This window comes from Paenibacillus silagei, assembly GCF_017874735.1.
Lineage (GTDB): Bacteria > Bacillota > Bacilli > Paenibacillales > Paenibacillaceae > Paenibacillus_AQ > Paenibacillus_AQ silagei.
In genome coordinates this window covers 287,504-310,068 of sequence record NZ_JAGGLV010000005.1, presented here as the reverse complement: position 1 = coordinate 310,068, position 22,565 = coordinate 287,504, and the positions used below count along the sequence as shown (strand labels likewise).

Genomic DNA, 22,565 nt, shown 5'->3' with positions numbered 1-22,565 from the left:
CTTGATAATCGCTCATATGAAGTCAGACATAGGTAGTGTACCATATTTTCAAGGGAAGGTTTCAATTTTTGAAAATTATATTAATTAGGATTTCTGTAAATTAACTCCAAACATTCCTCCAAGTGCGCTAATGCCTGCAGCCGCCAGAACCCACAGGAAGTCCATTCCTCCCGGTGAACTGTCAAGCGCCAAAAATCCGATCAGCAGTACAGCCAGTCCGTATAACATGCCTGTGAGTGCTCCTTGGTACCAGCCTCTGCGGACGGCCCTGCTGCCTGCGGTCAAGCCTCCGAATGCGGCAGCGACGCCGTGCACAATGTAGGTGTACATGGTGAGATCCTGTTCCTGCAGTCCGCTGCCCCAGAGCAGGAGGGAGAGGATGAACGCACCCAGCATCATCCACAGGAACGAGCGGATTAAACCCGATAATACCGGACTAGATATTTTCCATGAGAATAGACGCCTGATCAGAGACATGGTAAAACCCCCTAAAAGTTTGTTAACCGGATACTAATTATTGTATGGGGAGGCTTGCCCCAATAGTACAAGAATAGGCGGTATGACTTTTACCAGTAATTAATCAGCAGCTTTCCGAATGTTCCCTTTACGGTCAGGTCAGAATAGGGGTACATTAATCCGCCAGTATGGGGGAGTAGCGGAAGGGGAGCGAAGAGAATATGTTCCAGCATATTACGACCCATATCTTTCTGACCGTGCTGATGTATATCTTCATTTTCCTGAGCATGCGCATCATGGGCAAACGTGAAATCGGCAAGCTGTCTGTATTTGACCTGACCATTTCCATCATGATTGCCGAGATCGGTGTCTTTGTGATTGAGGATATCGAGCGGCCTATTTATGATGGTGTTGTTCCTATGGCGACCCTGGTGCTGATTCAGGTGCTGGTCGCACAGCTCAGCTTGAAGAGCCGGAAGCTGCGCTTAATGGTGGATGGCAGGCCCAGCATTCTGATCTCGGACGGGAAGATTCACCGGGGCGAAATGCGCAGGCAGCGGTATAATATTGATGATCTGCTGCTGCAGCTCCGCGGGCAGAATATTGTCAGTCCGGCAGATGTGGAGTTCGCTATCCTGGAGACAAGCGGGCAGTTAACGGTGATTGAGAAGAATACCAACGTCACCTCATCCAATCAATCGGGCAACAGTAGCTCCGGCGCAGAGCGGAAGGAGAAGAACGGCGATAACCAGAAGGACTCCGGCGATGCTGAATCACCCGGCGGCGACTCTGCTTCTGTGAAGCTGCCGAAGCATAAGATCCGTTATGAAGGACTGCCGATTCCGCTGATTATGGACGGGAAGGTGCAGGACGGAAATCTGGAGATGATCGGCAAGAACCGGTTCTGGCTTAGAACCCAGATCCGGCAGAAGGGTGTCTCTGATTTCCGGGATGTTTTCCTGTGCTCCGTGGATCATAAGGGAGAACTCTATATTGCCCCGATCAGCCCGGATAAGGGGAAGCCAACCTAATTGCGCCAGCGTCTGAAAAAGGGCACCCGTTCCAGGTCACGCCTGGAGATCAGCCCGGATAACAGGCAGATGCTCAGATAGATGGCCATGCCGCAGGCGGCAGCAGCTAAGAATTGTATCCACTGCGACTGTGAGATTGGAACAGAAGTATAGACATACGACATCCCGGCGGCCATGATGACCGTAGCGGCCAGGATTTTGAGCGGGTCCGACCAGCGCAAGGACATGGCGGTGAGCTTGACTACACTGTAGCCGTGCAGAAGCGTGACAAGCAGGCTGTTAACCATGATGGCGATGATGGCGCCCAGAATACCGTATTCTGGCCGGGAGGCCAGCAGGAGAATCAGCAGGATTTTGACAACGGCTCCTATCAGCGTATTGATCAGTGCTTTGCCCGGCCGGTCCATGGCCTGAAGGGCAGCCTGCAGCGGGGCCTGGACATAGAGAAACACAGCGAACGGGGCCATCATCCTAAGCATAGGGGCCGTATCCGCCGCATTGCCGTACATTAGCGTACAGAGCGGTACGGCAAGAATATACATAACAGCAGCAAACGGGGCACCGGTCACCATGGCCAGCCGCAGGGCCTGGTGCATTCTTTTGTGAATCGTAGGCAAATCGTTGCGGGCGGCGGCCTCGGATAAGGAAGGGACAAGGGAGACGGCCAGCGAGGAGCTGAGCACACCCGGCAGCAGCAGCAGCGGAATCACCATTCCCTGCAAGGAACCATATTGTGCGGTTGCAGCGGCGGCTGCGATTCCGGCGAGCGCGAGGCTGCGCACGGTAATAATCGATTCCAGAAGGTAAGAGAATGAGCCGATCAGTCGTCCGGCAGTTACCGGTATTGAAATGCCGATGAGACGCTTGAAGACAGGTGTAGTCGTCTGCGCGGGTTCGCGTCCGGCACTGCCCTGCGTATCCTGAACCATAGGTTCCACGTTAGGCGGGAGTTCAGACCTGTCTTTTTTGTCGTTAAAATAATATTGCCCCAGCAGGGCCAGCATTCCGGCGATCTCCCCCACAGTCACGCCAAGCATGGCACCCGCGGCCGCAAAGGCGATGCCCTTCGGCAGCAGCATCCAGGAGAACCACAGCATGAAGAAGATCCGGATGACCGATTCCAGCACGGAGGAGAAGGCCGAGGGAATCATGTTCTGCCTGCCTTGAAAGTATCCCCGGTAGATGGATGAAACGGCGACGATGGCGATCATGGGGGTCATGCTGACGAAGGTATAATAGACACGCTGGTCCGTCAGAAGAACGCTGGATACCCAGGAGGCGCTGAACAGGGCGACGAAGGTGAACACAATGCCCAGCGACAGGCTGAGAGCGAGGCCGGTTTGCAGGATTTTGCGCGACTGCTCCGGGCGGTTCTCTCCTTCGGCTTCGGCAACCAGCTTGGCAATCGCCAGCGGGATTCCCCCCGTAATTACCGTAATGAGCACAATGAAAAACGGGTATCCGAGCTGATACAGACCCACCCCCTCAGCGCCGATGATCCGGGGCAGGGCAATCCGGGGAATGAAGCCAAGCATCCGGTTAATGATACCGGCGAGCAGCAGGATGATCGTTCCTTGTATAAAGGTCTGTTTCCTCACAGGGCACTCCTTCTTCCTACATATGAGATGAAACTGCAGGTGAATTACCGCCATAACCAAGCCAGGCTTGTATAAGGATATGCCGGTACAGGTGCGCTGCATGACAAGCATTCTGTAGACAAGTTTTTTGGTCTTAAGCAGGAAAGTGTGAGCGCAGGGTCGAATACGTACCACTGAGCATACGTAATTGAGGAATCTTTGGAGGTGCCTGCACGTGGAATCGGAACAATGGAGATATGACGAGCTTAGTGAAGATATCGAAGCCATGTGCATCAGCAAAGCGGAGGAATTCCGGCTCCTCGGCTATGAATATGTGACCGGTAAGGATATTTGGGATTGCATCAGCCGCAATTATGCCAAAGAGGGAAGACCTCCCCTGCACAGGCTGGTCAATGACATTTATTCACTCAAGTCAGGCAGTTATATGACTTATCTGACCTTGGCGGCCTACCGGGGATTGAATTAACGGGGGGATTTGCCAAAAGGAACGATTTTCTTTTGCAAACGGGTACAGGAAGCAGTAAAGTAAGTAAAGAGTGTTCAGACTTGTCCTATCAAACGGAGGTATCCACGCTTTGCAGCAGAACCTGCCGTTTCTTTGTGTGAATCAAGACACCGTCATTCCTTCTGAATTGACGGTCATTTCGCACGTAGCTATAATAGGAATATTGAAGTAATGAAAGGGGAACTAGCTAGAGCATGAAGAGAATGTTGAGCTTTATCATTACCGTGGTCGTTCTAACGGGCGTCATGGTATTTACTACTCCCGGGCTGCTGGACAGAGTCCGTCTGGGTCTTGACCTCAAGGGCGGATTCGAAATTCTGTACCACGCCGAGCCAATGGATACGGGAGGAACTCTGACCCGCGCTTCGCTGCAGAAGACTGCAGAGAGCCTCGAGAAGCGGGCGAATGCACTCGGAACCAGCGAGCCTGAGGTGACCACCGAAGGTACGGACCGCATCCGTCTGAAGATCGCAGGTGTAACCGACGAAGCAGAGGTCCGCAAGAAAATGAAAGAACCCGCAGTTCTGACCTTCCGCAGTGCCAATGAAGGGGATGCTCCCGGGGTGTACAGCAAGATTGAGCTTGTAGGCAGTGACTTTGTTGAAGGTGCGGCAGAGGTTCAACGCGATCAACTGAACCGGCCCGAAATCAGCATCTCCATCAAAGACAAGAAGAAATTCGCAGAGATTACCGAGCGCCTGCTGGGTAAGGAACTCGCTATCTATCTGGATGAGAACCTGTTATCTGCCCCCCCAACGGTACGAGCTGTCCTGACCGATGGTAAAGCTTCGATTTCCGGGGGATATACACTGGATGAAGCCCGTGAGATTGCCGATACAATCAACCTCGGTGCTTTGCCGCTGAAGCTGACAGAGAAATATTCCCAGAGCGTAGGGGCTACACTGGGTAAGCAATCCTTGGATGAGACCGTCAGAGCCGGGATTGTCGGTTCTGTGATTATTTTGATCTTCATGCTGCTTATGTACCGTCTTCCGGGCGTACTGGCCAGCTTTGCGCTGATCCTGCACACCTGGCTGCTGATTCTGGTATTTGTCCTGGCAGACTTTACACTGACCCTTCCCGGAATCGCCGCGTTCATCCTCGGTATAGGGATGGCCGTCGATGCCAATATCATTACCAATGAACGGATCAGGGAAGAAATGCGCAGCGGGAAGGGCATTATGTCTTCCGTCAAAGCAGGGAACAAGACCTCCTTCCGTACAGTTATGGATGCGAATGTAACTACTATTATCGTAGCGGCTGTCATGTTCGCCTTCGGTACGGGTGCGGTTAAAGGCTTCGCACTGATTCTGATCGTGGAAATTGTACTTAGTATTGTAACAAACCTTTATTTTGCCCACTGGCTGCTGACTGTGCTGGTTAAAGCCGGCGCACTCAACAAGCCGAAGCAATTTGGGGTAAAGGAGAGTGACATCAGTGCGCTTTAAGAAAGAGCTTGATTTCGTACATTTAAGTAAATTCTTCTATATCTTCTCGATTGCCCTTACTGTGGCGGGGCTCGTCTTTCTGGCAACCTTCGGCCTGAACTACAGCGTTGACTTCAAGGCCGGGTCCAATGTGGACGTAGCGCTCTCTAAGAGTGTCACGCTGGCTGAGCTGCAGCCGGCTCTGAAGGATGCGGGCATCGAGCATGAACCAACCGTTACCATCGGCGACAAGCGGGTCAACATCCGCTATGATCAAGAGCTGAGTGATGCACAAAGTGAGACCCTCAAGAAGTCAATCAACAAGATTGATGACAAGGCGTCTTTTGAAATCAATACCGTAGATACTGAGATGGCTAAGGAACTGGCCCGCAATGCGATCTATTCCGTGCTGTTATCCAGTATCGGGATTATCATCTATGTAAGTATCCGTTTTGAATGGCGTTTTGCGCTGGCTTCCATTGTGGCGCTGCTTCATGACGCATTCATGGTAGTGGCGGTCTTCTCGATCTTCCGTCTGGAGGTAGACATCACCTTCATTGTCGCGGTGCTGACTATTATCGGTTACTCGATTAACGATACCATCGTTATCTTTGACCGGATACGCGAGAATCTGCGCTTCGGCAAGCAGAAGTCTTATGAGGATCTGAAGCACCTGGTTAACAAAAGTGTAATGCAGACACTCATGCGTTCTCTTTATACAGCCTTCACCGTATTTATTGCCGCATTCTTCCTGCTGATTATGGGCGGGGAGTCGATCCGTATGTTCTCGCTTGCTATGGTTATCGGTCTGCTCTTCGGAGCGTATTCATCGATCTTCATCGCAAGTCCGCTCTGGCTGCTCCTGAAAAAGAACCAGAAGCCTGCGGCGAAGACCCCGGCCAAAGCCTAACACCCGGTTATTCTGTAAGCCGCGTCTGTAGCGACGCGGCTTTTCGGAATCTTCGGGTCAGGGCGTCTTGCTTGATTTCATCATCATGAGTTTACCTGCTAGTGGTAAGGAGGGCCTCGTTATGAATGACAAACCATTACCCCGGAAACAAACTGTTGCCTGGACCGGAATCCTTAGTGATGTTCTACTCGCTCTAGCCAAGGGTAGTATCGGTTATCTGTCAGGCAGCAAGGCATTGTTGGGGGATGCAATCTATTCCGGAGCCGATGCCGCTGCCAGACTGGCGGGGGTGATTCCGTGGAACCTGAAGCAGAGCCACAAGGCAGAAGGCTCAGCGGAACGCGGCCGGGCTGCGCAAGGAAGCAAGGAGCCGATGGCGGCTATTCTGTTCTCTGTGCTGATTATTATGGGCGGGCTGCAGGTTGCTTTCTCGGCTATCCGTGATTTGACAAGGGGACATCTGTCGGCACCGGAGGAGTCAGCGCTTGTTGCTGTCCTGCTGTGCATTGTGTTCAAAGAGGCTGTATTTCAATACCAGTACCGTTATTTCAAAAAAAAGGGTGACGGCAGTCATGCTGCTTATGCCGATAGCCACCGGTTCAGCCTGTACACCTCTATAACTGTATTTATCGGAATTGCCCTGGCCATAACTGGAGGATACTTGAACTGGCATCCTCTGCTCTACATGGACCCCATTGCAGCTCTGCTGACCGGATGTCTGATTCTCCGCAAAGGCTATTCGTTAATTGCTTCCTCTGTATACAGCAAGAAGATTCAGGAGCTTCCTTCCGAGGAAGCTGCCAGCTTCATTGAGACGGTTCAGCGGGTGCATGGAGTCATCCGGGTGGAGCAGCTCCGGGCGCTGGAGGAAGGCAGTTATGTGAATCTGCATGTGAAGATTAGTGTGAATCCTCGGATCAGCGTGATGGAGGCCCAGGATATTTCAGAATGTGCCCGCAAGCTGCTGCAGCACCGGTTCGTTCATGTAGGCGAGGTTCATATGGATGTTGTGCCGTATGATCCGGGTTATCCTTATAAAAGCAATCACGAGCTTGTGGACAACGATATTCCCACGCTGCTTCAGTAGTCTGCAAGGTGAGAGAAAGGTGAACTGTATTGCTTCATTCTAAAACAAGCTGGCAATCTCCGGCAGCCAATTCCGAGCGTATTTCGGAACTGGCCCGGAGCCTTTCTATTTCTCCGCTCCTTTCTTCACTGCTGGTGCAAAGAGGGATGGATACCGCCGACAAGGCAAGGGTATTCATGGATTCAGGAGCGGAAGATAGACATGATCCATTCCTGCTCAAAGGAATGGCTGAAGCGGTGCCGCGGATACAGAAGGCACTGCAAGAGGAAGAACATATTCTGGTGTATGGTGATTATGATGCGGACGGGGTTTCCAGCACTGCGCTGATGATCTACCTTCTGCGTCATCTTGGGGCCTCTTTTGATATTTATATTCCCCATCGCTCCAATGAAGGCTATGGACTGCATAATCATGCGTTGGACTGGGCGGTCCAGCAGGGTGTATCTCTCGTCATTACGGTTGATACTGGTATCAGTGCCTATCATCAGATTGCCTATGCCTCGGAGCTGGGCATTGATGTTATTGTCACGGATCATCATGAGCCGCCGGAGCTGTTGCCCGAGGCGTATGCCCTGATTAACCCGAAGCTGCCGGACTGCCCGTATCCCTTCAAGGGTCTGGCTGGAGTGGGGGTGGCTTACAAGCTGGCTGAGGCGCTCCTTGGCAGTGAAGTGCCTGAGGAATGGTGTGAGATTGCCGCTATAGGTACCGTTGCTGATCTGATGCCGCTGCTGGGCGAGAACCGCAGTCTGGTGCGCAGAGGCCTCAGCAGCATGCGGAATTCGTCGTTCCCGGGCATCCGTGCGCTGCTCTCGGTGGGCGGTATTGCGATGAACACCGTCAGTGCGGTGAATATCGCCTTCGGGATGGCGCCGCGTATTAATGCCAGCGGAAGACTGGATCATGCTGGCCGGGCGGTTACACTGCTGACCACGGAAGATGCGGCAGAAGCTGAGCAATTTGCCGGAGAGCTGGATCTGCTGAACAAGGAACGCCAACTGGTTGTCGAGCGAATTGTCACCGAAGCCACAGCCAAGCTGGAGGAGAGAATCAGCCGGAGCGGACTGCCGGATATTATAGTGCTGGCGGACCAGGGCTGGAATGTCGGCGTAGTCGGCATTGTGGCCTCCAAGCTGCTTGAGCGGTATTACCGTCCGGTTATTATTCTGGACATTCATCCGGAGACCGGGATGTGCAAGGGCTCTGCCCGTTCCATCCCGGGTCTGGATATCTATGCAGCCTTATCCTCATGCGCCGAATTGATGGACCACTTCGGAGGACATCCGGCCGCTGCCGGGATGAGTCTGCCGCAGGGCAAGCTGGAAGCCTTCGATGCGGCGCTGAATAGCTATGCTGCGTCTGTTCTGACACCGGAGGACTTCGTAGCTGTTACGGCTGCGGACGGGGAGGTATCCATTGCCGATCTGACCCTCCAGGCTGCGCTTGAGCTGGAGCGGCTTGCGCCGTTCGGCATGGCCAATCCGCTGCCGAGATTCATTCTGCGCGGAGCAGTTGTGAAGGAGACACGGAAGATGGGTCAGGAGGGCAAGCACCTGAAGCTTGTGCTCCAGCAGGACAAGCTGACGATTGAAGCTGTAGCCTTCGGCAAGGGGCCGCTGGCTGATCTGCTTCCGGATGGTACAGTCGTGGATGTTCTGGCAGAGCTGTCCGTCAATGAATGGAACGGCTCGCGCAAGCCTCAGCTAATGCTGCAGGATCTTGCGGTGCCGAAGGCGCAGCTGTTCGATCTGCGCGGCGCGGCCGATGCCGTCAAGCAGGCGGCGCATATTCAGGAGCTGCTCCGCACCTATAGCGGCGGCAGTTCCGGCCGGAGTGCAGCGGTCTTCCAGAACAGCCGGACAACGCCGCTGCGTGATCTGAAGGACATGTCCCTCTGGGTATACGATGAGGCAGCCGGGATCTCGGCTGTACATCAGCCGGAGGGCACGCGTGACGAAGAGGGACTGTCACTGCTCTGTGTGCTGGATATGCCGGAGTCCCCGGAGCAAATGGAAGCACTGTTTACTGCTTTTCCCGAGGCGGAGAACATTGCCCTGCTGCATTCAATCCGTGACGGGCGTGACCGGCTGCAGGTTCCCACCCGTGATCATTTCAAATCGTTATATCAATGGATCGCCGCAATCGCTGCATCTCCAACTCCTGAGCAAGAAGTGCTGCTGCGGCTCAGCCGCCAGTCGGCGCTTGGTGTGCGTATGGTGAGCAGAATGCTGGATGTGTTCGATGAGCTTGACTTCATTGAGCGCAGCGGCGGCAAGATCACCTTTGTCCCGCAGCCTGCCGCCAAGAGTCTGAGCACATCAGAGCATTTCGTCAGACTGGGCAAGACGGCGGAGATGGAGCAGTATTTCATGGAAGGCAGCCGCAGTGAATTGCAGGAATTCATGCTGTCACGGCGTTTAGGGGCCTCATAACAGCTACACATGCTGTCACGGTCATTTGGTTTGAGTAACTTCAGCGGGGGTGATCCCCGCTTACTTTTAGGAGATGATGATGTTGGATTTCAAAAACAATATTCGCGTAATTCCGGATTTCCCCCAGGCTGGAATCAGCTTCAAAGATATTACTACACTGCTGAAGGACGGCGCTGCGTACCGTGCAGCCATCGATGAGCTTAAAGCTCTCGTGGCCCACCTGGAGATCGATGTCATTGCCGGACCGGAGGCGCGTGGCTTTGTAGTGGGCGCACCGCTGGCTTACGCGCTGGGTGTAGGCTTCGTGCCTATCCGCAAAAGCGGCAAGCTTCCTTACGAGACGATCGAAGTGGGCTATGATCTGGAATACGGCAAGGATACGCTCGCTATGCATACCGATGCGATCAAGCCCGGCCAGAAGGTACTGATTGCGGATGATCTGCTGGCAACCGGCGGCACAATTGCTACGTCAGTTAACCTGGTGGAGCAGCTTGGCGGACAAGTGGTCGGCGCTGCATTCCTGATCGAATTGACAGCCCTATCCGGACGGGACAAGCTCACGGATATAGAAGTTGTCACCTTGTTGACCTACGAGGATTAATTCCCGTGCCCGGCAACTTTTCCCGGGAAATATAAAGCGGACTGCTGTCGAATGAAGACAGCAGTCCGCTTTTTGATATTTTAAAATATAAGAGTCACTTAATGTGCCGATTTGTCAGCTTCCTGTTCATTGGACAGGCCCAGAACCTCGATCAGCTTGAAGAGCAGGGCGAGCACCATACCGACGATAGTCGCCAGTGCCATGCCTTTCAGCTCTACACCGCCAAGCTTCAGCGAAATGCCGCTGATGCCGACCACCAGGACGAGCGTAGCCAGAATCATGTTGGTGGCTTTGGAGAAATCGACTTTCTGTTCCACAAAGATACGCAGACCCGACGCCGCAATAACACCGAACAGCAGCAGGGATACACCGCCCATAACCGGCAGCGGAATGTTGGCAATGACCGAGGAGAACGTTCCGGAGAACGACAGCACGATGGCGATTACAGCAGCGCCCGCGATAACATATACCGAGTACACCTTGGTCAGAGCCATAACGCCGATATTCTCACCATAGGTTGTATTAGGCGTAGACCCCAGGAACCCGGAGAGTACTGTTGAAATCCCGTTACCCATCAGTGAGCGGTCCAGTCCCGGGTCCTTGGTCAGATCCTTGCCCACGATATTGCTGGTGACCAGCAAATGGCCGATATGCTCCACAATGACCACAAGCGATACAGGAATAATAGTCAGAATGACCTGCCAGTTGAAGGATGGGGTAATGATCGTGGGATGCGAGAGGAAGCTTGCTTGAGAGATGGCACCAGTATTCACCTCACCCAAGATATAAGCGAGTACATAACCGGTAACAATACCGATGAGGATATGAATGATTTTGGGGAAGCCGCGGAACAGCACGGAGCCGAGCACGGTAACACCAAGCGTAACGAGCGACAGGGTAATGGCTTTGCCGTCAGGGGTCCAGTCAGCGGTGGCTACACCCTCAGGAGCAATCAGACCGGCCATCCGTGCGGCAACAGGCACAAGCTCCAGTCCAATCGTGGCAACTATCGCTCCCATAACTGCCGGAGGGAATACAATATCAATCCAGCCGGTACCGGCATAACGTACAATTAAGGCGACAAGAATGAAGATAACACCAGTCACGATAAAAGCGCCCAGTGCAAGCGAATATCCGCGCTCATGATCGCCGGCATGCTCTTTCAGCACAAGCAGCACCGGAGAGATGAAGGCAAAGCTTGAACCCAAATAGGCGGGGATTTTGCCGCGGCAGATCAGAATGTAGAGCAAGGTGCCGATACCATTCATCAGCAGGATCATGCCGGGATCTACCCCGAACAGGTTGGGAACAAGCACGGTGCTGCCGAACATGGCGAACAGATGCTGAAGACTCAGGAGGAAGCCCGGGCCCCAAGGGAGTCTTTCGTTAACTTGAATTTCGCGTTGCAATGGAGTTCACTTCTCTTTCTGATCTAATTTGATTTGACAATTCTTATCTTTTAAAAAACCGCCTTTACTAGATTAAATAGAACAGCGGGTTTTTACAACAACATTTTTATCCGTGCCACAAAATTGTCTTTTCTTGACCCTTTCCCTGACAGGAATACCACGCTATGGCAAGTGTTGACGGAATCCTTCGTAAGCGTCATAATTATAGACAACTTTAACCTGAGCGCAATGCAGCCGGGAACGTATGGAACCTGCAAATTCTGCATGCTTGCAGGTTCATTTTATTATAGAAGGGAAACGGATACGACGAGAATGGGCATAGAGCAACTAACCGAAAAGGCTGGCGCCTATATAAAAGAAAAAGATCTTCTCCGCATCCGTGAAGCTTATGAATTCGCCGATCAGGCTCATCACGGGCAGGTACGGAAGTCGGGGGAGCCATACATTCTGCATCCGCTGGCGGTCGCAGATATTGTCGTCAATATGCAAATGGATGTCATATCCATCATTGCTGCGCTGCTGCATGATGTTGTGGAAGATACGACGGTGTCCCTGGAGCAGATCCGCACGAAATTTGGCGATACCTGCGCCATGCTGGTAGACGGCCTGACCAAGCTGGAACGCATCCGCTTCCGCTCCAAGGAAGAGCAGCAGAACGAGAATTACCGCAAGATGTTCATCGCTATGGCCCAGGATATCCGGGTGATCGTGATTAAGCTGGCGGACCGTCTGCATAATATGCGCACGCTCAAATACCAGTCTGAAGAGAGTCAGCGCCGGATTTCTTATGAGACGCTGGAGATCTTTTGTCCCATTGCGGACCGGCTGGGGATCTCTGCGATCAAGTGGGAGATGGAGGATATTGCACTCCGTTACCTGAACCCGCAGCAGTACTACCGGATTGCGAATCTTGTACACAAGAAGCGGGCAGAACGCGAGCAGTTCATTGACAGTGTCATCGGCCGCATCCGCGCCAAGCTCGATGAAATGGGCATCGAAGGCGATCTCTCGGGACGCCCGAAGCATATCTACAGTGTCTATAACAAGATGAACACGAAGAACAAGCAGTTCAACGAGATCTATGATCTGCTGGCTATCCGCATTATCGTCGACAATATTAAGGATTGTTATGCCACTTTGGGCATTATTCATACGCTTTGGAAGCCGATGCCTGGCCGTTTCAAGGACTATATTGCTATGCCCAAGGCGAACATGTATCAGTCTTTGCATACAACCGTAGTAGGTCCGGGAGGAGAGCCGACGGAGGTTCAGATCCGCACCTGGGAGATGCACCGCACGGCCGAATTCGGGATCGCCGCCCACTGGGCGTATAAGGAAGGCAGCAGCAACAACAACGTCAATCCCGAGAACCGGATGCCGTTCTTCCGCGAGATTCTGGAGCTGCAGCACGAAGCCAAGGATGCCGAAGAATTTGTAGAATCGCTGAAGATGGACTTTTTCTCTGATCTGGTCTTCGTATTCACGCCTAAGGGTGAGGTAGTGGAGCTGCCTGCCGGCTCGGTGCCGCTGGATTTCGCGTTCCGCATTCATACCGAGGTCGGGAACCGGACAATCGGCTCCAAGGTGAACGGGCGTATTGTTCCGCTTGACCATAAGCTGAAGACAGGGGATATCGTGGAGATTCTGACCTCGAAAAATTCTTACGGTCCGAGCCGCGATTGGCTGAAGATTGCCCAGTCCTCACATGCGCGGAGCAAGATCAAGCAGTGGTTCAAGAAGGAGAAGCGCGAGGAGAACGTGGAGAAGGGCCGGGAGGCCATCGAACGCGAGCTGAAGCGCCTGAACGTGGAGGTCTCTGACTGGTTGACGGAGGACAAATTGTCCGAGGCTGCGAAGAAGTTCGCCTTCAATGATGTGGAGGATATGCTGTCAGCGGTTGGCTTCGGCGGGATTACCGCAGCGCAGATCGCCTCCAAGCTGACTGAGAAGCTGCGTAAGGACCAGGAGGAGGCCGCAGGCCATCTGGAGCTTACCTCCGAGATGAAGGCGATCAAATCCAGCGGAGAGAAGCGCAACCAGCCGACCAACGGGGTCCGTGTCAAGGGGATCGACAATCTGCTGGTACGCTTCGCACGATGTTGTAATCCTGTGCCGGGCGACGATATCATTGGATATGTGACCCGTGGACGGGGCGTATCGGTACACCGTGAGGATTGTCCGAACATTCCGAACGAGATGGACGGGGAGGAAGCAGCGCGCGTGATTGAAGTGGAGTGGGAAGGCAGTATGGAGGCTAATTACAGCGTCGATATTGAGATTACCGGCCATGACCGCAACGGGCTGCTGAATGAAGTGCTGCAGGCGGTATCGGAGAGCAAGACCAATATTTCAGCGGTCACCGGGCGCTCCGACAAGAACAAGATGGCGATGATCCATATGACGATTCTGATCCGCAATACCGATCACCTGCAGTCAGTGGTCGACAAAGTGAAGCGGGTCAAGGATGTGTATACCGTTAACCGTATTATGCAATAGGTGCTAAGGCAAGGAGCTGAAGGATGAGATGAGAGTCGTTGTGCAGCGCTGCAGGAACTCCAGTGTAACGGTGGACGGTGCAGTGACCGGAGCCATTGGAGAGGGCCTGCTGCTGCTGGTCGGCGTAACCCATGAGGATACAGAGAAGGACGCCAAGTATTTGGCTGACAAGGTTGCCGGACTGCGGATTTTTGAGGATGCGGCCGGTAAAATGAACCATAGTGTGACGGAGGCCGGCGGGGCCATTCTGTCCGTCTCACAGTTCACGCTGTACGGGGACTGCCGCAAGGGCAGACGCCCCAACTTCATGGCGGCAGCGGCTCCGGCTGAAGCAGAGCGTCTCTATGACTACTTCAACCAGGAGCTGCGTGCCGGAGGCCTGCAGGTAGAGACCGGCGTGTTCGGAGCGATGATGGATGTCGCCCTGACCAACTGGGGACCGGTTACGCTGCTGCTGGACAGCAAGGGTTAGGATTAGAGCCGGGCAGACGCCGCTATAAAGGACGGCAAAGCCGTTTCCACTTGATAAGATACATCACGGGACTCCACAAGGTGGGGTCTTTTTTGCTTCTAGTTAACCAAGCGGGATAGCAGCAGCCCTGGCTGGATAGACTATGAATGATGCACCATTATTCAAGTGCGGGGAGCAAGCAGAATGAGACAAGCACCAAAAGCATGGATGTGGAACATGATTCAGGCCCACGTGGCCGGGTCGATGACCGAAGCCTCAGCGACAGCCAAGGAAGCCGGGGACCCGAAGGAACCGCAGGGACTCCAGCGTAGAGGCCGCGGTCTTTTGCCGCGTACCTAACTGGAGCGAAGGTATGCGGGGAGTGGATTTTTTTGAGAATATAAGAATGTATAGGTTTCACGAAACAGAATTTACTGGAACTGCTTAGGCTTCGTTATAAAGCGGGGGAATGAGGGTAATAGATTGACGAGACGACAGCAGCCTTAGAGAGGAGATATGGATCTCATGAGTAAAGTAGCTTTTCTGCTCGCCAATGACTTTGAAGATTCTGAAATGAAGGTTCCTTACGAAGGAGTATTACAGGCAGGACATCAGGCAGAAATCATCGGTCTGAAGAAAAATGAGACCCTGCTCGGCAAAAAAGGAAGCGTATCCTATACATCGGATAAAGCGATCAGCGAGGTCACAGCCGCAGAGTATGATGCGATAGTCATTCCGGGCGGATCTTCGCCGGAGAATCTTCGTCTTGACCCGGATATTCTGCAATTCGTGAAGGATGCTGACCGTGCAGGCAAGCCGATTGCCGCAATCTGCCACGGCCCGCAGATTCTGATCAGCGCTGAATTGCTGCAAGGCCGCACGCTTACCTCCTATCCGCCGCTGAAGGATGATCTGATCAATGCCGGTGCGGAGTTCAAGGATGAAGAGGTCGTCGTAGACGGCAATTACATTACTTCACGCACACCCAAGGATGAGCCCGCTTTTGTGCGTGAGCTGCTTAAGGTGTTGTAATACAAGAAATACATGCATAACCCGTTTGGCATAATACAACTTTATGGGAGGGATTTACAATGACTAGAAGAATCCAAGCCTATTTCAGTACAGAAGATGCAGCGGAAGGTGCTAAGACTTCTTTGATTCCTTACGGTGTAGAGGGGATTGAGGTATCGGCTTTAACGGATCCTTTGGATAATGGAGTAAATAACCGGCGCAACATTCTAATACCGCTGGGCTCCACCAATACCGCTTCAACAGGTGCCGGAGGCGTTTACGCTGCCGGAGGTGCAACAGGTATGGGGTCCGGGGCGGCCATTGTCCCGGCAGTTGCGGCAGAGGATGATCTGAAACGTACGGATGAAGTACGCGCCGATGAATTACGCACGGAGGGCGAAGTGCATAGAGGGCAAGAGCTGACAAGCAGTGACCTGGAGCACTTGCATTATGTTATGGATCTCAAGGTAGCCGAGAATCATTACAACGAGGTTGTAGAGGTTCTGCGCGGCAAGCAGGCCTATGTGGAGATTTTTGATTAAAAGGGACCGCGGTATCCCGCCGGGATACATTTCAGCTCCAGCCCTCCGTTATGGAGAGGTTGGAGCTGTTTTATATGCAGAATAAAGGCGAGGACAGCGTCATAGATCTAGACAGGAACTGGGGGATGGTGTAACCTATGGATTAGCATGACAGCGGGGATGTGGACGGCTTGGTGAAACGCTTTCTTTTCTGTAATGCAACTGTAACACTACATTCATGATTCCTTAATATAGCGTGTTTATAATAGAAGCATGACCCCCTTTTTTATAATATATGATGATGGACCTGCAGCAATCGGCTGCAGGTCACTTTTTTGTTTTTAGGGGATTATAAGCAACATGGAGTGTCATTAGAGTGAGTGCCAGCAGAGTGAGGCGGACTGAGAAGCGCCTATTTGTCCAAGAACCGTCATTTTGAGGCAGACGCGGACTGACATTCCGTTATTAGGTTGATTTGCGCGATTAACGAGGCAGATGTAGGCACATAACGGAATCTGAGTCCGCTTAAGCTGAGAATGTTGAGTTTTTGCCGCAATAGCGGAATCTCTGTCCACTTGGCGGAAGGAACGCTGGTGGCAGCTTATTTTATTCAATCCTTGACTTTAGCGCAGTGGTTCAGTAGAATCTAACAGTATACGGTAAGTTTATATTGTTTTGATGACGGGACCAAGTAATCCGTAACCCACAACCCCAGAGAGGAATCCCGCAGATCATGGCTGTCGTCCAGGTAAGGAGGACCGCACGCTGATCCGCAAGGCTGTAAGGATTCTGTTGATGAACGGACGAATGACCTCCCCGAGAACGCACGGCGAACGCAGGCAGCAGGATTGCCTACAGTCAGTAGCCGATTGCGCGTAGGCGGGCGTTAACCGCTTAGAGCGGAGCTTACGCAGAGCAAGTTGCTAAGCCCGGAATGTGGGTGGTACCACGGGTGAATTATTGGTTATGATAATCCCTCGTCCCTGTTTGTAATTGAACAGGGATGAGGGGTTTTTTGCTGTTTTAAGGGGTTATTTTCAGGAGGGATAGACTGTGGCTAAAGAAAGATTCGAGAAACCAACAGGTACACAGGATGTGCTGCCGGGTGCAGTAGAGAAATGGCAGGTTGTGGAGGCTAAGGCCAGAGAGCTGTGCCGCCGCTTCAATTACCGGGAAATTCGCACCCCGCTGTTCGAGCACACCGGGCTGTTCGAGCGCGGAGTCGGCGAAACAACGGATATTGTAGAAGGTGAGATGTATACCTTCAAGGATAAGGGCGACCGCGATCTGGCGCTTCGTCCCGAAGGGACAGCAGGCGTGGTACGCGCGTATGTCCAGAACAAGCTGTACGGGGAGCCGGATGTCAGCAAGCTGTATTACATCGGACCGATGTTCCGTTATGAGCGTCCGCAGGCCGGCAGATACCGCCAGTTCCATCAGTTCGGCATCGAAGCCTTCGGCGCGGTGGACCCGGCGATTGATGCTGAAGTCATCTCGCTTGGATACCAGTTCTACATTGATCTGGGGCTGAAGGATGTGCGGGTAGAGCTGAACTCGGTCGGCAATGCGCCAAGCCGTGCGGCTTACCGCGAGAAGCTGCTGGATTTCCTGAGACCGATGAGAGAGAGCCTGTGCAGCGACTGCCAGCGGCGGATGGAACGCAATCCGCTGCGCGTGCTGGACTGCAAGGTTGATCAGGACAAGTTCGGCGGAGCGCCTTCTATTCTGGACAGTCTGGATGAAGAGTGTACAGAGCATTTTGCCAAGGTGAAGGGGCACCTGGATGTGATGGGTGTGGAGTACAGCATCAACCCCCGCCTGGTGCGCGGCCTTGATTATTACACGCATACAGCGTTTGAGTATAAAGCGGCAGGCATTGGCTCCATCGACACGGTGGGCGGCGGCGGCCGGTACAATGGTCTGGTCGAGGAGATCGGCGGACCGGATCAGCCGGGCATCGGGTTCGGGATTGGACTGGAGCGGATTCTGCTGATTCTGGAGAATCAGGGTGTGGAGCTGGAAGCGGCGAAGCCGCTGGATGTGTACTTCGTCGCATTAGGTGAAGCAGCAGATCTGGAGATCACGAAGCAGCTGTTCCGTCTGCGCAGTCTTGGATTCTCTGCGGAGCGCGATTACCTGGGACGCAAGATGAAGGCGCAGATGAAGTCGGCGGACCGTATGTCATCCCGGTATACGGCGATTCTGGGTGAAGACGAGCTGAATAGCGGCGTCATCGCACTGAAGTCGATGGAGACCGGCGAGCAGCGGACTGTGAAGCTGGACGAACTGGCAGAGGCGCTGATTCAGAATTAGGCGAAAAGGCAAGTATATGTAATTTTAATCATGAAGGGGTAGGATAAAAGATGACCAGAAGCCATAACTGTGGACAATTAACGACAGCGAGCATCGGTGAGACAGTAACATTGAACGGTTGGGTGCAGACCCGCCGTGACCTTGGAGGGGTGCTGTTCATTGATCTGCGCGACCGGACAGGGATTGTACAGATTGTATTCAACCCTGACTATTCCGGAGAAGCGCTGCAGATTGCCGATAAGGTCCGCAGTGAATACGTGCTGTCCGTGACAGGTACGGTGGTTAAGCGCGATGAGGAGACCGTTAACCGCAACCTGCCGACCGGTGAGATCGAAGTGCAGATTACAGACATCGAAGTGCTGAATGCAGCCAAGACGCCTCCATTCTTCATCGAAGACGGAGTGGAAGTAGACGAATCCCTGCGTATGAAATACCGTTACCTGGATCTGCGCCGTCCGGAGATGCACAAGACGCTGCTGCTCCGTTCCAAGGCAGCGAAGATCTTCCGCGATTTCCTCGACAACGAAGGCTTTATCGATGTGGAAACGCCGATCCTGACCAAAAGCTCGCCGGAAGGCGCACGTGACTATCTCGTGCCAAGCCGTGTGCATGAAGGGGAATTCTTCGCGCTTCCACAGTCACCGCAGATCTACAAGCAGCTGCTGATGGTCGGCGGCATCGAGCGTTATTACCAGATGGCCCGCTGCTTCCGTGATGAGGATCTGCGTGCTGACCGCCAGCCGGAATTTACGCAGTTCGATATCGAGACCTCGTTCATGCCGCAGGATGAGCTGCTGTCGATGATGGAGAAGCTCATGCAGCGCCTGCTGAAGGAGACGGTTGGGGTTGAGGTATCCGCACCGTTCCAGCGGCTGACCTATGCCGAAGCGATCGGCAAATACGGCTCGGACAAGCCGGACCTGCGGTTTGGCCTGGAGCTGGTAGAGATGAATGATATCGTTGCTGAGAGCGGCGTGAAGGTATTTGCTTCCGTAATCGAGAAGGGCGGAGAAGTGAAATGTCTGAACGCCAAGGGCTGTGGCACCTGGACACGTAAGGAGATTGACGATCTTGGACCATACGCTGCACGCTACGGCGCCAAGGGTCTGGCCTGGATTCAGGTCAAAGACGGCGAGTTCAAGGGACCGATTGTGAAGTTCTTCTCCGAGGAAGAAATCGCTGCCGTGAAGGAGCGCACAGGTGCCGAAGAAGGCGACCTGCTGCTGTTCTCCGCGGATACCAAGAAGGTGGTAGCCGATGTACTTGGCGCCTTGCGTCTGAAGATCGGCCGCCAGCTTGGTCTGATCGACGACAGTGTGTTCAAATTCGCCTGGGTAACGGAATTCCCGCTTCTCGGCTACGATGAGGACCAGAAGCGTTATGTGGCTGAGCATCACCCGTTCACACGTCCGATGGACGAAGACCTGCATCTCTTCGATACCGATCCTGGCGCCATCCGTGCACAGGCGTATGACCTGGTGCTTAACGGCTACGAGGTGGGCGGCGGTTCCCAGCGTATCTACAAGCGTGAAGTTCAGGAGAAAATGTTCAATGCACTCGGCTTCTCGCAGGAGCTGGCCTATGAGAAATTCGGCTATCTGATGGATGCCTTTGAATACGGCACGCCTCCGCATGGCGGCATCGCGTTTGGCTTCGACCGTCTGATTATGCTGCTGGCGGGCCGCACGAACCTGCGTGAGACCATTGCCTTCCCTAAGACAGCAAGTGCAACGGACCTGCTGATGGATGCCCCATCCCCGGTGGATGCCGGACAACTGGAGCAGCTGCACATCAAGCTGGCACCGAAACCGGAGAAAGAAAAGAAATAAATTAACTATGGACTGACGGGGCGCTCCAGGAGAGCAGAGGGACGTCCCGGAAGCCTTGCCCAAGGAGGCTGACATCATGCTGAATCAGTTCTCGCGTACGGAGCTGGCGATCGGGCCGGAAGGCCTGGCGATCATGAAGAACAGCACAGTAGCTGTGCTGGGGATCGGCGGAGTTGGCGCTATGGCAGCGGAAGCGTTGGCCCGGACCGGAATCGGCCGCATTATCCTGATTGATAAGGATTCGGTCGATATTACCAACATCAACCGCCAGCTTCATGCGCTGACCACGACCATCGGCCAGAACAAAACCGATCTGATGGTGGACCGCATCAAGCTGATTAATCCGGATTGCGAAGCGATTGCGCTGAATATGTTCTACACCGAAGAGACGTATGAGGAGCTGTTCAAATACAAGCTGGACTATGTGATTGACGCTTCGGATACGATTATCTATAAGATTCACCTGATCAAGGAATGTCTGGCCCGGAAGATCCCGCTGATCTCCAGCATGGGCGCGGCCAACAAGATGGACCCGACCCGCTTCCAGGTCGCCGACATCTCCAAGACTACCATGGACCCGATTGCCCGGGTGATCCGCACCAGACTGCGTAAGGAAGGCATCAAGAAGGGCGTGAAGGTGGTCTTCTCTACCGAGAAGCCTGTGAAGCCGCGCGAAGATGTGACGGAGCAGATTGTGCCTGCGAATGCGCCGGATCGGCGCAAGGCGAAGCAGCCTCCGGCCAGTACTTCTTTTGTCCCCCCTGTAGTCGGCCTGATTATGGTCAGTGTAACGGTACGGGATTTGCTCGAAACGGGCGGCATTACATTTGAATGAATTCTATCAGGTAAAAGGGTGTGTAGCCGGCTTCCGGCTATATGCCCTTTTATTACGGTATGTTTTGGGGCCCCCCGCAAAGTACCTGAGTAAGCATCGAAGCAAACCCTCACTTTGCGGGGATATTTTTACGGTATGTTTTGTGGAGAGATACTTGACATCCTATGAGAAGAACTTAAGTGGAGGTTGTTACATGAAGTCGAATATTTGGCGGAATAGTGTGGGAATGGAGCCGGGCGATAACTGGAAGCAGGAATGGGCGGCCGGCATTCTGTCGTATTTCGCTTCGGTATATATTGTAATGGTTAACGCGGCGATCCTGGCAGATGCAGGCATGCCGCTGCGGGCCGGGATGGTTGCCACGCTGCTGACAGCCATCACAGGCTGCCTGCTCATGGCGTTTGGCGGCAAAACGCCGATTATTGTGGTCCCGGGCATGGGGATCAATGCCTTTTTCACCTATACGCTGGTGCATTCCATGAAGCTGGACTGGCGTGAGGCGCTGGCCGTGGTAGTGGTGACCGGGGTGCTGTTTGCCATTGTGGCCTTCACCTCGCTCTACCGCATTCTCAGCGATGCGATTCCCCATAATCTGCAGCATGCGATCACGGTTGGCATCGGACTGTTCCTGACCTTCATCGGCCTGCAAAAAAGCGGGATTGTCATTGCTCACGCCACCACCTTCGTCGCCATCGGGCATTTCAGTGATCCTGCGGTCATTACCTCGGTGGTGACGCTGCTGCTGGCGCTGGTGCTGTTCATCCGCGGCACACGCGGCGGTCTGCTGATCAGTATGCTCGTGGGCACAGGGCTTGCCTATCTGCTGGGGGCCGCTCATGCGCCGAAGAATACCGAGCCGGGACATGTGTTCAGCGGTTATGGCAGCGTGTTCGCCAGTATGGACTGGGGCGGATTCGTCAGCCTCGTCTTCTGGATTGCCGTCTTCCTGCTGCTGCTGATTGTGGTGTTTGAGAATATCGGCCTGATCGCTTCCCAGACACTGATGGCAGGACGCCCGGAACGCTTCAAAAGCAGTCTGCGGGCGCTCTCGCTCGCCAACATCGCGGCAGGTCTGTTCGGCAGCAGCCCGGTGGTCGCCGCTGCCGAATCCACCGCCGGGATTGCGGCAGGGGGACGCTCCGGCTTAACTTCACTCGTCACCGGCCTGCTGTTCGGCGCGACCTTCCTGTTCATCCCGCTGCTGGCTTATGTGCCGGACAGCGCGATTGCGCCGATTCTGATCGTGATCGGCGGGCTGATGGTGCAGAGTGTGCGCGAGATGGATCTCGGCGACATGACGGAGCTGTTTCCGGCGTTCCTGGTCATGGTGATGATTCCCTTCACCTACAGCATCGTGGACGGCATGGCGTTTGGCTTCATCACCTATCCGCTGGTGAAGCTGGCTACCGGCAAAGGCAAGGAGGTTCCTCCTGCCTTGTATGGTATTGCCGGACTGTTCATTGCGAACTTCGTGCTGCATGCGCTGATGGGCTAACAGCAAAGGCGGAAGGGGGAAGGGCTGCTTCTCCTTTCTGCTTATCCGCAGCTTAGGCAGCGGCTAGAAATATATGGCTTTCCCTATCCTGTTGTGATAAGATGGACAGCTCACACAACTTAAGGTGCATGCTTCCGAAGCGAGTTATGCTCGAAGTG

The 22,565-nt window shown here is 53.7% G+C and carries 19 protein-coding genes; 16 read left to right on the top strand and 3 right to left on the bottom strand.

Annotation, left to right across the window (positions count from 1 at the left end):
• Positions 1 to 84: 84 nt before the first annotated feature.
• On the bottom strand, positions 85 to 477 hold the full coding sequence (locus J2Z70_RS10285) for a TIGR04086 family membrane protein (RefSeq protein WP_209872331.1): 393 nt from the start codon (positions 475 to 477) through the stop codon (positions 85 to 87).
• A 200-nt stretch (positions 478 to 677) separates the two neighbouring features.
• Here J2Z70_RS10285 and J2Z70_RS10280 point away from each other — a divergent pair, with 200 nt between their 5' ends.
• The gene (locus tag J2Z70_RS10280) at positions 678 to 1,487 is read left to right on the top strand and encodes a YetF domain-containing protein (protein WP_209872328.1); all 810 of its coding nucleotides are present in this window, start codon (positions 678 to 680) and stop codon (positions 1,485 to 1,487) included.
• On the opposite strand, the gene spoVB is transcribed toward J2Z70_RS10280, so the two are convergent.
• Positions 1,484 to 3,085, bottom strand: coding sequence for a stage V sporulation protein B (gene spoVB, locus J2Z70_RS10275; protein WP_209872325.1), 1,602 nt, complete (start codon positions 3,083 to 3,085; stop codon positions 1,484 to 1,486). The genes J2Z70_RS10280 and spoVB overlap by 4 nt on opposite strands.
• A 214-nt stretch (positions 3,086 to 3,299) precedes the next feature.
• On the opposite strand from spoVB, the gene J2Z70_RS10270 reads away from it, so the two are divergent.
• From J2Z70_RS10270 to J2Z70_RS10245, 6 genes are all read left to right on the top strand, one after another.
• Entirely contained in the window at positions 3,300 to 3,551 is a 252-nt protein-coding gene (locus tag J2Z70_RS10270) for a post-transcriptional regulator (RefSeq protein ID WP_036690543.1), read from the top strand.
• A gap of 233 nt (positions 3,552 to 3,784) precedes the next feature.
• Entirely contained in the window at positions 3,785 to 5,038 is a 1,254-nt protein-coding gene (gene secD / locus J2Z70_RS10265) for a protein translocase subunit SecD (protein WP_209872320.1), read from the top strand.
• Entirely contained in the window at positions 5,028 to 5,927 is a 900-nt protein-coding gene (gene secF, locus J2Z70_RS10260) for a protein translocase subunit SecF (protein WP_076081676.1), read from the top strand. The genes secD and secF overlap by 11 nt, the downstream gene beginning before the upstream one ends.
• A gap of 121 nt (positions 5,928 to 6,048) precedes the next feature.
• Positions 6,049 to 7,014 (top strand): cation diffusion facilitator family transporter, encoded by a 966-nt coding sequence (locus J2Z70_RS10255; RefSeq protein ID WP_209872317.1) that lies wholly within the window; start codon positions 6,049 to 6,051, stop codon positions 7,012 to 7,014.
• Positions 7,015 to 7,043: 29 nt separating this feature from the next.
• A complete protein-coding gene (gene recJ, locus J2Z70_RS10250) occupies positions 7,044 to 9,446 on the top strand; it encodes a single-stranded-DNA-specific exonuclease RecJ (protein WP_209872314.1) in 2,403 nt (800 codons plus the stop codon).
• 82 nt (positions 9,447 to 9,528) lie between these two features.
• Positions 9,529 to 10,047: an adenine phosphoribosyltransferase gene (locus J2Z70_RS10245; protein ID WP_209872311.1), complete on the top strand. Its 519-nt coding sequence runs from the start codon at positions 9,529 to 9,531 to the stop codon at positions 10,045 to 10,047.
• Between the two features lie 98 nt (positions 10,048 to 10,145).
• On the opposite strand, the gene uraA is transcribed toward J2Z70_RS10245, so the two are convergent.
• Positions 10,146 to 11,456, bottom strand: coding sequence for a uracil permease (uraA, locus tag J2Z70_RS10240; protein WP_209872306.1), 1,311 nt, complete (start codon positions 11,454 to 11,456; stop codon positions 10,146 to 10,148).
• Between the two features lie 312 nt (positions 11,457 to 11,768).
• Between uraA and J2Z70_RS10235 the strand changes: the two genes are divergently transcribed.
• From J2Z70_RS10235 to J2Z70_RS10195, 9 genes are all read left to right on the top strand, one after another.
• Positions 11,769 to 13,952, top strand: coding sequence for a RelA/SpoT family protein (locus J2Z70_RS10235; RefSeq protein WP_036732347.1), 2,184 nt, complete (start codon positions 11,769 to 11,771; stop codon positions 13,950 to 13,952).
• A 28-nt stretch (positions 13,953 to 13,980) separates the two neighbouring features.
• On the top strand, positions 13,981 to 14,424 hold the full coding sequence (gene dtd, locus J2Z70_RS10230; RefSeq protein WP_209872303.1) for a D-aminoacyl-tRNA deacylase: 444 nt from the start codon (positions 13,981 to 13,983) through the stop codon (positions 14,422 to 14,424).
• A 183-nt stretch (positions 14,425 to 14,607) separates the two neighbouring features.
• Positions 14,608 to 14,763 carry a hypothetical protein gene (locus tag J2Z70_RS10225; RefSeq protein ID WP_209872300.1) on the top strand — a complete coding sequence of 52 codons (156 nt, stop codon included), beginning with the start codon at positions 14,608 to 14,610 and terminating at the stop codon, positions 14,761 to 14,763.
• Positions 14,764 to 14,928: 165 nt separating this feature from the next.
• A complete protein-coding gene (locus tag J2Z70_RS10220; RefSeq protein WP_209872297.1) occupies positions 14,929 to 15,435 on the top strand; it encodes a type 1 glutamine amidotransferase domain-containing protein in 507 nt (168 codons plus the stop codon).
• Positions 15,436 to 15,494: 59 nt separating this feature from the next.
• A complete protein-coding gene (locus tag J2Z70_RS10215) occupies positions 15,495 to 15,956 on the top strand; it encodes a hypothetical protein (protein WP_209872294.1) in 462 nt (153 codons plus the stop codon).
• A 1,032-nt stretch (positions 15,957 to 16,988) separates the two neighbouring features.
• On the top strand, positions 16,989 to 18,248 hold the full coding sequence (hisS, locus tag J2Z70_RS10210; protein WP_209872291.1) for a histidine--tRNA ligase: 1,260 nt from the start codon (positions 16,989 to 16,991) through the stop codon (positions 18,246 to 18,248).
• A gap of 50 nt (positions 18,249 to 18,298) precedes the next feature.
• A complete protein-coding gene (aspS, locus tag J2Z70_RS10205) occupies positions 18,299 to 20,077 on the top strand; it encodes an aspartate--tRNA ligase (protein WP_036732340.1) in 1,779 nt (592 codons plus the stop codon).
• Between the two features lie 76 nt (positions 20,078 to 20,153).
• Positions 20,154 to 20,912: a tRNA threonylcarbamoyladenosine dehydratase gene (locus tag J2Z70_RS10200; RefSeq protein WP_036732338.1), complete on the top strand. Its 759-nt coding sequence runs from the start codon at positions 20,154 to 20,156 to the stop codon at positions 20,910 to 20,912.
• A gap of 193 nt (positions 20,913 to 21,105) precedes the next feature.
• A complete protein-coding gene (locus J2Z70_RS10195) occupies positions 21,106 to 22,407 on the top strand; it encodes an NCS2 family permease (protein WP_209872288.1) in 1,302 nt (433 codons plus the stop codon).
• Positions 22,408 to 22,565 lie beyond the last annotated feature (158 nt).